Below are 12,136 nucleotides of genomic sequence, written 5' to 3'. Positions count from 1 at the left end.
CGCGATGCTGGCGACGCGGTTTTCCAGTGAAACCGTATCGATCCCATCGCGAGCTAGCCCGCTGCCACAGGGGCGGTTGGCGTTACCCGCGACCCGGAAACCACTCTGGCTTTAAAATCCCGTTCAAACGCGAGTACGGAATCTTCAACTCAACATGGCCCTCAGAGTACGGCGCAATGCTGTACACGTCGTACTTGAGCACTACGTTGTCTTTGAGCAGCGCCACATGCGGGGTTTTCTCGAACGGCCAGTTTTTCACGAACTCCGGATCGCTGCCGTAATGGCTGCTGATCAGCCAGTTGTTGTGAGCCACTTTGGCTGCACCCCAGAAAGCCTGTTCCTGGCCCGGCAGCAGCATGTCCTGCAGGGTCACGTCCTTTTGCTGTGAGCGCGAGTAGTTGATAAAGCCGCGGCCCGGCATGCCATGGGCGCCCCCGGTATCCAGGTAGCTGGAAAGCTCGACAATCACCAGACCGTCATGCTGCTCGCGTACCTTGGCCTGCAAATAAGTGCTGTTACGGCTGTCGGCCGTACGCAGGAAGTGTTCGCGATAGGCGTTGAGCGAGGGCGCCAGTTTGTCCTCAGGCGAATTGACGGTCATTCGCAACAGGCGATTTTCGATCAGCGCATCGAGCTTGGGGGCGTCGGGAAAATGCAGTGTATCGATGTTCACCAGCGGGCATTCCTGGCCGGTGCAGCCTGCCTTGACTTGCTCAGAAGCGTCATTGGCAAACGCCAACGGCTTTTGCACCGCAGGCTGGAACACGCTTTGGCAAGCGCCCAGGGTCAGGGCGATGCAAGTCATGGAAGCAAACTTTAAAAGCGACATGGTCGTCCTTCATCGTCGGAAGAGTGGGGGAGTGATGGTGGTTCGACTGCCAGCATGGGCATCGGTTCGCCACTAAGCTTATGTAGAGCCAATTAGAGTTGTTTTGCAGGCGATCCGTCTATCCCCGTGTTAGAAAAGAGGCTGCATCCGCAGTCTCTGGCGCGTTAGGATGCGCGATGCCGAGGGTCCGCCCACGGTGAAATTCGCCAGCAAGGGGTTTGTAATGACTGACATCACCAAGGCCAGGCCAAGCACCGTCGAGATCGTAAAGCGCGAGAACGGTTATCAGGGTTTTTACAAGCTTGATCGGGTGCATCTGCGACACGAACTCTTTGCCGGAGGCATGAGTCGCGAGATCAGTCGTGAGGTGTTTGTACGACATGATGCAGTCTGTGTGCTGCCCTACGACCCGCAGCGTGATGAAGTGGTACTGATCGAACAGTTCCGCGTCGGCGCCCTGGGCAAGACTGACACGCCCTGGCTGATCGAGCTGGTTGCCGGGCTGATCGACAAGGCTGAAGTGCCCGAGGAAGTGGCTCACCGTGAAGGTGAGGAAGAGGCCGGGCTGACGTTCTCGTCGTTGTGGCCGATCACTCGCTACTTCCCGTCGCCGGGGGGCAGCACCGAGTTTGTTCATCTCTATCTCGGGCGTTGCAGCACTGAGGGCGTCGGGGGCTTGCATGGTCTGGAGGAAGAGGCAGAAGATATTCGTGTAACGGTATGGGCGTACGAAGATGCGCTGCAAGCAGTACGTGATGGGCGTATTTCCAATGCAGCGAGCATTATTGCCCTGCAATGGCTGGCGCTTAATCGCTCTGAAGTGAGGGGGTTATGGTCGTAAATGGGGTTCGCGATCGTTATCGGGTCGATCTGATCGGGCTGCAGGCCGCTTGCGAGGCCAACTATGCGCGTCTGATGCGTTTGTTGCCCGAAATGCGCGAGCAACCCGGCCCGCGCCAGATTGCCGTGACCCAGGGCGATCAGATGCTGGGCGTGCTGACGCTGGAGGTGATCCTCGATTGCCCGTACACCAGCACCTTGCGTGTCAGCCAGGAGCACAGCTTGCCGTGGTTGCCGGTGCCTCAATTGCAGGTGCAGGTGTATCACGATGCGCGCATGGCCGAAGTGATCGCGGCCGAGCATGCGCGGCGTTTTCGCAGCATTTATCCCTACCCCAATATCGCCATGCACCAGCCCGACGAAAAGGCCCAGCTCAATGTGTTTTTGGGTGAGTGGCTAAGTCATTGCCTGGCCTGTGGCCATGAGTACGCAGAAGTGCGCTGAAATCCTGGCAAGCGCACCAAAAAACTGGCCTCTGGATCAAGGCGCTTACTCCCATAATGGCCATACTCAATGGCATAATCGCGCCATTCACTGACCCTCCCCGGGAGAGCCACCTTGCCGAATGTATCCACGCTGACCACCGAAGACCCGGTGCTGCTGGTGCAGCTCTCTGACAGCCACCTGTTTGCAGAAGCGGATGGCTCGCTGCTGGGGCTCAAGACCGCGCAAAGCCTGCAACAAGTGATTGATCTGGTGCAGGCCGAGCAGCCGCATATTGACGGCCTGCTGGCCACTGGTGATCTGACCCAGGACGGCAGTGTCGAGGCTTATCAACGCTTTCGCACACTGACCGCGCCGTTGGCACCCTTTGGCCGCTGGATCCCCGGCAACCACGATCAAGTTGCGCAGATGCGTGAAGCGGCCGTGCAAAGCCGTCTTCTGGAGCCGGTGGTCGATATTGGCAATTGGCGCATTACGCTGCTCAACTCGGCAGTTCCCCACTCCACCCCCGGTTACCTGGAGGACGATCAGTTGCAATTGCTGGCCCAGTCCTTGAGCGAAGCCCCCGATCGCCATCACCTGGTGTGCCTGCATCACCACCCGGTGTCGGTGGGCTGCCCGTGGCTGGAGCCGATCGGTCTGCGCAATGCCAAAGAATTCTGGTCGGTCATGGACCGTTATCCCCAGGCCCGGGCGGTACTGTGGGGGCATGTTCATCAGGCGTTCGACCAGCAGCGCAACGACGTTCGATTGCTGGCCACGCCCTCTACCTGCATCCAGTTCGCGGTGGGCAGCCCAGACTTCAAGGTCAGCGGCGAGGCACCGGGCTATCGCTGGCTGCGCTTGCAACCGGACGGCACTCTGCAAACCGGCGTGTCGCGCCTGGCGGATTTCACCTTTGAGCCGGATTACAGCGCCAACAATTACTGAATTATCTTGAAGCGAGTCATTGCCCCTGAGTCAGGCTAAACTGCGCGCCTTTATTGTTGCTGTGTTCAGCTTAACGGGTCTTCGGGGGTCATCGCATGTCAGGTTCCATCTTGTATATCCACGGGTTCAACAGTGCCCCCGAGTCCAAGAAAGCCATGCAGTTGACGTCGGCTATGCACGGCATGGGCCTTGGCGGGCAACTGCGGGTGCCTGCCCTGCACCATCATCCGCGCCAGGCCATTGCCCAATTGCAGGGCGTAATCAGTGAGCTTGGCAGCCCATTGCTGGTCGGCAGCTCGCTCGGCGGCTACTATGCGACATGGCTGGCCCGCCAATACGGCCTCAAGGTCTTGCTGATCAATCCGGCCGTCAGCCCGCACCGGATGTTCGACGGCTATCTGGGCACGCAAACCAATCACTACAGCGGCGAAACCTGGGAACTGACCCTCGATCACGTGCAGGCGCTGGCAGAACTTGAAGTGCCAGCCCCTCAGGACGCGCAGCGTTGTCAGGTGTGGTTGCAGACAGGCGATGAAACCCTGGACTACCGCTACGCTGAACAGTACTACGCGGCATGTACGTTGCGTATTGAGGCGGGCGGTGATCACAGTTATCAGGGCTTTGCCCAGCAGCTGCCCGACTTGCTGAACTTTGCAGGGATCGGCGCCGAACAGTTTGAAACCATCGACTTCGCGGCCCTTTAAGGCGCCCGTCGAATGGCCCTTTTTTTCACTTACGACTAACGACGAGACCCTATGGCCACTCCCAGCGCTAGCTCTTATAACGCCGACGCCATCGAAGTCCTCTCGGGCCTCGACCCGGTGCGCAAACGCCCCGGCATGTATACCGACACCAGCCGGCCCAACCACCTGGCCCAGGAAGTCATCGACAACAGCGTCGACGAGGCCCTGGCCGGTCACGCCAAGTCGGTCAACGTCATCCTGCACGCCGATCATTCGCTGGAAGTCAGCGATGACGGGCGCGGCATGCCGGTGGACATCCACCCTGAAGAGGGTGTGCCGGGCGTCGAACTGATCCTCACCAAGCTCCACGCGGGCGGCAAGTTCTCCAACAAGAACTACCAGTTCTCCGGTGGCCTGCACGGCGTGGGCATCTCGGTGGTCAATGCGCTGTCGACGCTGGTGCGGGTCAAGGTCAAGCGTGACGGCAACGAGTACCAGATGACCTTTGCCGATGGCTATAAAGCCACCGATCTGGAAATTATCGGCACCGTGGGCAAACGCAACACCGGCACCAGCGTATACTTCGCGCCGGACCCGAAATACTTCGATTCACCCAAGTTTTCCGTCAGCCGCCTCAAGCACGTGCTCAAGGCCAAGGCCGTGCTATGCCCGGGGCTGCTGGTTACGTTCGAAGACAAAAATACCAACGAAAAGGTCGAGTGGCATTACGAAGACGGCCTGCGCTCGTATCTGGTCGATGCAGTCAGCGAATTTGAACGCCTGCCCGACGAGCCGTTCTGCGGCAGCCTGGCCGGTAACAAGGAAGCCATCGACTGGGCCTTGCTGTGGCTGCCCGAGGGCGGCGACAGTGTTCAGGAAAGCTACGTCAACCTGATCCCTACGGCCCAGGGCGGTACCCACGTCAACGGCCTGCGCCAGGGCTTGCTCGATGCCATGCGCGAGTTCTGCGAGTTCCGCAGCCTGCTGCCGCGGGGTGTCAAGCTGGCGCCTGAAGATGTGTGGGAGCGCATTGCGTTCGTGCTGTCGATGAAAATGCAGGAACCCCAGTTCTCGGGTCAGACCAAAGAGCGTCTGTCATCCCGTGAGGCGGCGGCATTTGTCTCGGGCGTGATCAAGGACTCCTTCAGCCTGTGGCTCAACGCCAACCCCGAGTTGGGCATGCAACTGGCCGAACTGGCGATCAACAACGCCGGGCGCAGGCTCAAGGCCAGTAAAAAGGTCGAACGCAAGCGCATTACCCAGGGGCCGGCCTTGCCGGGCAAGCTGGCGGACTGCGCCGGGCAAGACCCTATGCGCTCCGAGCTGTTCCTGGTGGAAGGTGATTCTGCAGGCGGCTCGGCCAAGCAGGCGCGGGACAAGGAGTTCCAGGCGATCCTGCCGTTGCGCGGCAAGATCCTCAACACCTGGGAAGTCGACGGCAGCGAAGTGCTGGCGAGCCAGGAAGTGCACAATATCGCTGTGGCCATCGGTGTCGATCCGGGCGCGGCCGATATGAGCCAGTTGCGTTACGGCAAGATCTGCATCCTTGCCGACGCCGACTCCGACGGCCTGCACATTGCTACCTTGCTCTGTGCATTGTTTGTGCAGCACTTCCGCCCGCTGGTGGATGCCGGTCACGTCTATGTGGCGATGCCGCCGCTGTACCGCATCGACCTGGGCAAGGAGATCTTCTACGCCCTGGACGAAGCCGAGCGCGACGGCATTCTTGACCGTCTTGTCGCCGAGAAAAAACGCGGCAAGCCGCAAGTCACACGATTCAAGGGGCTGGGTGAGATGAACCCGCCACAGCTGCGCGAAACCACGATGGATCCGAACACCCGTCGCCTGGTGCAACTCACTCTTGAAGACTTCGCCGCCACGTCAGAAATGATGGACATGCTGCTGGCCAAGAAACGCGCCGGTGACCGCAAGTCCTGGCTCGAATCCAAAGGCAACCTGGCGCAGGTGCTGGCCTGATGCGCAGTGCCTTGCTGGGCTTGTTCTGTTTGGGTGCTGCGCCGGTCATGGCCGATACCTGGCCAGAACTGGCGTTGCAGTCAGAGCATCCGGTTGAAGGCATGCGCGGAGGCAATCTGTCCGGGCTGGCATTATGTTCGGGTGAGCTGTGGGCGGTGTCTGATCGTGATGATGATCAGATTTATCGCCTCGATACCCGCGAGTCTCTGTGGCAGGCCGAAGCCTTGCCTGTCGATGTGCCGCCAGCGCCGGAAAGCGGCTTGCCGTGGGGCGTGCGCATGATGGGCAAGGCCATCAGCCCGTTGCGCGGCGGCGAGCTGGACTTTGAAGGGATCAGTTGCGATGAGGCGGGCAACCGGTTCGTGGTCAGTGAGTCCCATGCAGCGGTACTGCAAATCCCTCAGGCCGGGGCGCCTTCATGGCTTAAAATCGACCCGGCGCTGGTGCGTCAGGCCCGTGCCAGCGGCATGTTGCTGCATTTCAATGCGCTGTTTGAGGGGATTGCCGTCAACCCGCAGGGTAATCAGATATGGCTGGCGGCCGAGCGTGAGCGCCGTGGCTTGCTGACGATTCGCAAAAAACAGAGTGTATGGGACTGCGAAAACGGCTGCGTGCTGATGAGCGAAGGCGGTCTTGAACAGCCGCCGACGCAACTCAACGCCAAGGCCCAGGCAAAGGACTTTGCCGACCTGGCGCTGTTCGAGGACAAGCTGTTTACCCTTGAGCGCATGGCCTATCGTATTTGCCGGCGTACCCCGAATACGGGCGAGATCGAACGCTGTTGGTCGTTTGCCAATGATGCCCTGACCGATGCCCGGCGTTACAACACCGGCTATGGCAACACCGAGGCCCTGAGCCTGGATGCCAAGGGCGCCTGGGTCGGGGTCGACAACGGCAGCCATAGACGCGCCGATGGCGAAAAACGTCCCATCGTCTGGCGCTTTGCTGCACCGCAAGGTGGCTGGAGTGCCAAACAATGAGCCAGCAAGCACCGGGCAAAGGCGTGGGGCGTATCTTCATGATCGTGGCCTGGTGCGCGGGCCTGTACCTGGCCACGCAGTTTTTCGGGCGCTGGGAACAGCGTCAGCAAAACCCCAATACCGAAGTGACCTCGCAGCAAGGCGAGGGTTATATCGAAGTCAAACTGCTCGGCAACGTGCAGGGCCATTTCGTCGCCAGTGGCCGGATCAACAACGTGCCGGTGGAATTTTTACTCGATACCGGTGCCACCGATGTGGCAGTACCGCTGGATCTGGCCAGGCAACTGGCACTGCCCAAGGGCCTCCCGGTGACCCTGAGCACCGCCAATGGCCGCACCCAGGGCTACCAGACCCGCATCGATCGCCTGCAGCTGGGCGCCATTGTGCTGCGCGATGTGCGAGCTGTAGCGGCCCCCGGGCTGGACGGCGAGCAGGTGCTGCTGGGCATGAGTGCGCTGAACAAACTTGAATTTACCCAGCGCGGCGGCACCATGCTGCTGCGCCAGACAACGAACTGAATGAGGTCCGCATGAGCGACTCCCTTGATCTCAGCCTGGACGGCGTAGAACGCCGGTCACTGGCCGACTTCACCGAACAGGCCTACCTCAACTACTCCATGTACGTCATCATGGATCGGGCCTTGCCGCATATCGGCGACGGCCTCAAGCCCGTTCAGCGGCGTATTGTTTACGCCATGAGCGAGTTGGGCCTGGACGCTGACTCCAAGCACAAGAAATCGGCGCGTACCGTCGGTGACGTGCTCGGTAAATTCCACCCTCACGGCGACTCGGCCTGCTACGAAGCGATGGTGCTGATGGCACAGCCGTTCAGCTATCGCTACACCTTGGTCGACGGCCAGGGCAACTGGGGTGCGCCGGACGATCCCAAGTCGTTTGCGGCCATGCGTTACACCGAAGCTCGCCTGTCGCGTTACTCCGAGGTCCTGCTCAGCGAATTGGGCCAGGGCACGGCGGACTGGGTACCGAACTTTGACGGTACCCTCGACGAACCTGCGGTTTTACCGGCACGTTTGCCCAATATCCTGCTCAATGGCACCACCGGCATCGCCGTCGGCATGGCCACCGATGTGCCGCCGCACAACCTGCGTGAAGTGGCGGCGGCGTGCGTGCGTTTGCTCGACGAGCCGAAAGCCACGGTTGAGCAATTGTGCGAACACATTCAAGGCCCGGACTACCCGACCGAAGCTGAAATCATCACCCCGCGCGCCGACCTGCTGAAGATCTATCAGACCGGCCGTGGTTCGGTGCGCATGCGTGCGGTGTATCACATCGAAGACGGCGACATCGTGGTCACTGCACTGCCGCATCAGGTGTCGGGTGCCAAGGTGTTGGAGCAGATCGCCGCGCTGATGCAGGCCAAGCCGACCAAGCTGGCGATGGTAACCGACCTGCGCGATGAGTCCGACCATGAAAACCCGTGCCGTATCGTCATCATTCCGCGCAACAACAAGGTCGATCTCGACGAGCTGATGCAGCACTTGTTCGCTGTCACCGAGCTTGAGTCCACGTTCCGGGTCAACATCAATATCATCGGCCTGGACGGCAAGCCGCAGCTGAAAAACCTGCGTGCCCTGCTGGTGGAATGGCTGGAATTCCGCGTCAACACCGTGCGCCGTCGCTTGCAGTTCCGCCTCGATAAAGTCGAGCGCCGCCTGCACCTGCTGGACGGTTTGCTCACCGCTTACCTGAACCTCGATGAAGTGATCCATATCATTCGCACCGAGGAACACCCCAAGGCTGAGCTGATTGCACGCTTTGCCCTGAGTGAAACCCAGGCTGATTACATCCTTGATACGCGCCTGCGCCAACTGGCCCGTCTGGAAGAGATGAAGCTGCGCGACGAGCAGGATGCACTACGTAAAGAGCAAGCCAAGCTGCAAGCCCTGCTGGGCAGCGAAGCCAAGCTGAAAAAGCTGGTGCGCACTGAACTGCTGGAAGACGCCAAAACCTACGGCGATGATCGTCGTTCGCCAATCGTGGCCCGCGCAGAAGCCAAGGCCCTGTCGGAAAACGAGCTGGTGCCGACTGAAGCGGTCACGGTGGTGCTCTCGGAGAAAGGCTGGGTACGTTGCGGTAAAGGCCACGACCTGGACGCTACCGGCCTGTCCTATAAAGCGGGGGATGGTTACAAAACCGCCGCTGCCGGGCGTTCCAACCAGTTTGCGGTGTTTATCGACTCCACGGGGCGCAGCTACTCAGTGGCTGCGCACACCTTGCCGTCGGCCCGTGGTCAGGGCGAACCGCTGACCGGTCGTCTGACCCCGCCTCCGGGCGCGACATTCGAGTGCGTGCTGTTGCCGGAAGACGACGCGTTGTACGTGATCGCCTCCGATGCCGGTTATGGTTTTGTGGTCAAGGGTGAAGACCTGCAAGCCAAGAACAAGGCCGGTAAAGCGCTGCTCAGTCTGCCCAAAGGCGCGCAGGTGATGCAGCCGCGGCCGGTGTCCGATCGCGAACACAACTGGCTGGCGGCGGTGACCACTGAAGGGCGCCTGCTGATTTTCAAGGTCAGCGACTTGCCGCAGCTGGGCAAGGGCAAGGGCAACAAGATCATCGGCATACCCGGCGATCGCGTGGCCAGCCGCGAAGAGTACGTGACCGACATCGCGGTACTTCCAGACAATGCCGCATTGGTATTGCAGGCGGGCAAGCGTACCTTGACGCTCAAGGCGGATGACCTGGAACACTACAAAGGTGAGCGTGGCCGTCGTGGCAACAAACTGCCTCGTGGGTTCCAACGTGTGGATGCCTTGTTGGTAGAAACCCCCAATTAAGCCTGTTTAGTGCGCCCGGCCTGCGTTTTTAAGCGCAGATCGGCGCGACAGCGCTGGAGTCATGCCCAATATTCGCGGATGATATGCCGCGTTAGCGGCACGGCTTATGGCAATGTGCTTTGCGAGCCTTTCGAGAATTACACTGCGGCTCGCCCTGAGGCGGCCACCTGGATGGAATGATGAACGTTCTACGCCTTCCTTTAATTGCGTTGCTGACCGGTGTGTTGGGTCTGGCGGGGTGCAGCACGCACCAGCCAGCGGCCTTGTACCAACTGGACAGCGGCACCCCCGGCCAGCCCGCGCAAAGCGCCGGCATGGCTGTGGTACTTGGCCCGATCAGCGTGGCCGACTACCTGCAACGCGAAACCTTGCTGCAACGCCAGCCTGATGGCAGTTTGAGCGCTGCGACTGACGGACGATGGGCGGGTAGCCTGTCGGCAGATATCGACCAGCTGCTGGTGCGCCAACTGGCATGGCGCCTGGACAGCCAGCGTGTGGTCCAGGCCCCGGCACCTGCGGGCTTCAGCCCGGATGTGCAAGTGTTGTTGTCGATCACTCGGCTGGACTCGGGCAAGGACCTGCCTGCAGTGCTGGACGCACAATGGCGCTTGATTGACCGTCGCGGGCAAGTGCGTGACAACCGCATCGTGCACCTGGAGCAGCCGCACGGGGGCAGTACGGCGGACCAGGTCAAGGCTCAGGGCAAGTTGTTGCAACAGTTGAGCGAGCAATTGGCGGTGGCACTCAAGCCTCTGGCCAACCAGCCGCCTCTGGTGGAAGCGCCCAAGGCGCCGTCCAAGGCAGCCCCCAAGCAGGGTGCGGATAAACCTCGTATCCCGATGGCCTCACCGATACGCACGGATATGGAAATCTTCCGCTTCTGAGGCTGTAGCCAGAAACAAAAAAATCCCGCACATGTGCGGGATTTTTTATGGCAGGTCAAAAGCCCCTCACCACGCCTCTCCCTCCGGGAGAGGGCCAGGGTGAGGGTGCTCTTGGCTTTGGCTACCCGCGACTCTCGTGCATCCGCGCCAGCTGGCGCTCCAGCATCGAAGGGTAAGGCTCCATCAGGCGCTCTACGCAGCAGGCGCCTTCCGGGCTGGCAATCGGGCGGATTCGGGCGCGCTGGCGGATCAGCGGGTCATCGCTGATCTTGCGCTCTACCAGCAACAGGTTGCGGCTGTGTTGCGACAAGGCCAGTGCATCCTGCGCCGTTTCGGTCAGCAGCAGGTCAATCTGACTCATGCCGCTCAGGCCTTCACCCAGCACCAGGCCCAGTTGCAATTGCAGGGTAATGCCGCTGTCTGCCACTTCGATTTGCAGGGCGTGACCCAATGCACGCAGCAGCTCGCCGCAGCAAATGGCGTTGGTCAGGTAGTCGTCGCCGCTGTCTTCACTGTGGAACAGCATCAGTGTGCTGCCATCGTTCAGCGTATGCAGTTCGCTTTGGTACAGCGAGGCTGCCTGGTTCAGACAATCACGATAGCGTTCCAGCAGTTCCATCAATCGGGCGCGGGGCAGGCGGCGCAATTGCTCTTGTGCCCCCAGTTGCACCGCGAGTACGGCACTCGGTTGCGGCGCCGCAGATGCGACCGGTTTTGGTTTGGCCAGGGCAACCGGCGCGGCACTCGCCGTGCTGGTGTCGCGCAGGTCGGCAAACGGGTCTTCGTCGTCGTTCTCGTCTTCTTCGGTGCTCACCAACTGTCGAGGTGCAGCCTTGGGCGCAGGTGCCGCTGCAGTCTCATCGAACGTCGGGTCACTCAGGTTGCGCACTTCAAAGCTCGGCTCGTTGTCTTCGGCCTCTTCGTAGTCGCTGTCGTCGTAGTCGTCTTCTTCTGGTTCCGGCTCGGGCTCTGGTGCCGGAGGGGCCAGGCGGGTGTGGAGCTGACGAGCCAGGTCGCCGATCTCATCCTGGCGCTGGATGGCCGGGGTGTAAGGATCGGGTTCGCGCAGCCATACCCGCAGTTGCAGCAGGGGCGTGGTGATATGACGGCCCAGACGCAAGCTTAAGGCCAGGGCAAGGGCCAGCAGGATGGCACTCAAAATGCCCATGCTTTGCAGGCTGATGGTCATCGGCTGCTCGAACTGGTGCATGTCCAGGCTGATGCGCAGATGCCCAGCGGTCACATCCTGAAAGGTGATCTTGGTTTGATACACACCCTCGGTTTCGCCCAGCAGGCCATTTTTGGGACGTTGCCCGGCTTCGGCGAGGATACGGTTATCCACGCTATAAATGGCCGCGTGGGCCACCAGCGGGTTTTTGGTCAGGTTGTTGAGCAGCACGTTGAGGCTGAGGATGTCGTTTGACACCAGCAGCTCGGTCGCCGAGGTGGCGGTTTGCGTGGTCAGGCTCTGCCCCAGGGCGTCGGCCTGTTCGTGCATGGCCTGCTTGAATTGCAGGCCCATGACCACGGCATAGATGACCAGTGCCAGGGCGACCAGGATCACGTTATGGCTGGCGATACGCAGAGCAAGCGGAACGCGGCGATCGCGCAGGGCCCGGAAGATCAGCAGGAAGAAGTTATCGGTTTTGACAGGCGATGGCCGGTTCACTGAGCGCGGCTCTTAGTCCGTTAAGTTGGTGCGCAGTATAGCGAGCGGCCTGAGGGCGGCAAAGCCTTGGCGGTGCCCGATGGTCACTGAAAGTGGGTAGAATGCG

Annotated in this window: 11 protein-coding genes; 9 read left to right on the top strand and 2 right to left on the bottom strand. The window is 60.7% G+C overall.

Going from position 1 to position 12,136, the window contains the following annotated elements; genetic code table 11:
• Positions 1-82: 82 nt before the first annotated feature.
• A complete protein-coding gene (locus HBN79_RS00895; RefSeq protein ID WP_095023821.1) occupies positions 83-829 on the bottom strand; it encodes an RsiV family protein in 747 nt (248 codons plus the stop codon).
• A gap of 223 nt (positions 830-1,052) precedes the next feature.
• Between HBN79_RS00895 and HBN79_RS00890 the strand changes: the two genes are divergently transcribed.
• From HBN79_RS00890 to HBN79_RS00850, 9 genes are all read left to right on the top strand, one after another.
• Entirely contained in the window at positions 1,053-1,670 is a 618-nt protein-coding gene (locus HBN79_RS00890) for an NUDIX domain-containing protein (RefSeq protein ID WP_169916128.1), read from the top strand.
• The gene (locus tag HBN79_RS00885) at positions 1,661-2,113 is read left to right on the top strand and encodes a DUF1249 domain-containing protein (protein ID WP_095026315.1); all 453 of its coding nucleotides are present in this window, start codon (positions 1,661-1,663) and stop codon (positions 2,111-2,113) included. The genes HBN79_RS00890 and HBN79_RS00885 overlap by 10 nt, the downstream gene beginning before the upstream one ends.
• Positions 2,114-2,227: 114 nt before the next feature.
• A complete protein-coding gene (gene cpdA, locus HBN79_RS00880) occupies positions 2,228-3,043 on the top strand; it encodes a 3',5'-cyclic-AMP phosphodiesterase (RefSeq protein ID WP_095000936.1) in 816 nt (271 codons plus the stop codon).
• 95 nt (positions 3,044-3,138) lie between these two features.
• A complete protein-coding gene (locus HBN79_RS00875; RefSeq protein WP_150628841.1) occupies positions 3,139-3,747 on the top strand; it encodes a YqiA/YcfP family alpha/beta fold hydrolase in 609 nt (202 codons plus the stop codon).
• A 51-nt stretch (positions 3,748-3,798) separates the two neighbouring features.
• Positions 3,799-5,703 (top strand): DNA topoisomerase IV subunit B, encoded by a 1,905-nt coding sequence (parE, locus tag HBN79_RS00870; RefSeq protein ID WP_095000938.1) that lies wholly within the window; start codon positions 3,799-3,801, stop codon positions 5,701-5,703.
• Positions 5,704-5,750: 47 nt separating this feature from the next.
• A complete protein-coding gene (locus HBN79_RS00865; protein WP_232527669.1) occupies positions 5,751-6,683 on the top strand; it encodes an esterase-like activity of phytase family protein in 933 nt (310 codons plus the stop codon).
• Positions 6,680-7,201, top strand: a complete 522-nt coding sequence (locus HBN79_RS00860) for a TIGR02281 family clan AA aspartic protease (RefSeq protein WP_095000940.1) — start codon at positions 6,680-6,682, stop codon at positions 7,199-7,201. The genes HBN79_RS00865 and HBN79_RS00860 overlap by 4 nt, the downstream gene beginning before the upstream one ends.
• A gap of 11 nt (positions 7,202-7,212) precedes the next feature.
• Positions 7,213-9,477, top strand: coding sequence for a DNA topoisomerase IV subunit A (parC, locus tag HBN79_RS00855; protein WP_095000941.1), 2,265 nt, complete (start codon positions 7,213-7,215; stop codon positions 9,475-9,477).
• Between the two features lie 179 nt (positions 9,478-9,656).
• A complete protein-coding gene (locus tag HBN79_RS00850; protein WP_169916127.1) occupies positions 9,657-10,361 on the top strand; it encodes an ABC-type transport auxiliary lipoprotein family protein in 705 nt (234 codons plus the stop codon).
• A 121-nt stretch (positions 10,362-10,482) separates the two neighbouring features.
• Here the strand turns inward: HBN79_RS00850 and HBN79_RS00845 are convergent, their stop codons facing one another.
• Positions 10,483-12,030, bottom strand: coding sequence for an AhpA/YtjB family protein (locus tag HBN79_RS00845; protein WP_095000943.1), 1,548 nt, complete (start codon positions 12,028-12,030; stop codon positions 10,483-10,485).
• Positions 12,031-12,136: the final 106 nt, after the last annotated feature.

The organism is Pseudomonas sp. WS 5051, from assembly GCF_012985715.1.
Lineage (GTDB): Bacteria > Pseudomonadota > Gammaproteobacteria > Pseudomonadales > Pseudomonadaceae > Aquipseudomonas > Aquipseudomonas bubulae.
This window is presented reverse-complemented; position numbering and strand designations above follow the sequence as displayed.

Excerpts from the sequence above, each read along its gene's own strand:
- HBN79_RS00895 (WP_095023821.1), bottom strand. The coding sequence starts at position 829 with ATGTCGCTTTTAAAGTTTGCTTCCATGACTTGCATCGCCCTGACCCTG.
- HBN79_RS00890 (WP_169916128.1), top strand. The coding sequence starts at position 1,053 with ATGACTGACATCACCAAGGCCAGGCCAAGCACCGTCGAGATCGTAAAG.
- HBN79_RS00885 (WP_095026315.1), top strand. The coding sequence starts at position 1,661 with ATGGTCGTAAATGGGGTTCGCGATCGTTATCGGGTCGATCTGATCGGG.
- HBN79_RS00875 (WP_150628841.1), top strand. The coding sequence starts at position 3,139 with ATGTCAGGTTCCATCTTGTATATCCACGGGTTCAACAGTGCCCCCGAG.
- parE (WP_095000938.1), top strand. The coding sequence starts at position 3,799 with ATGGCCACTCCCAGCGCTAGCTCTTATAACGCCGACGCCATCGAAGTC.
- HBN79_RS00865 (WP_232527669.1), top strand. The coding sequence starts at position 5,751 with ATGGCCGATACCTGGCCAGAACTGGCGTTGCAGTCAGAGCATCCGGTT.
- HBN79_RS00860 (WP_095000940.1), top strand. The coding sequence starts at position 6,680 with ATGAGCCAGCAAGCACCGGGCAAAGGCGTGGGGCGTATCTTCATGATC.
- parC (WP_095000941.1), top strand. The coding sequence starts at position 7,213 with ATGAGCGACTCCCTTGATCTCAGCCTGGACGGCGTAGAACGCCGGTCA.
- HBN79_RS00850 (WP_169916127.1), top strand. The coding sequence starts at position 9,657 with ATGAACGTTCTACGCCTTCCTTTAATTGCGTTGCTGACCGGTGTGTTG.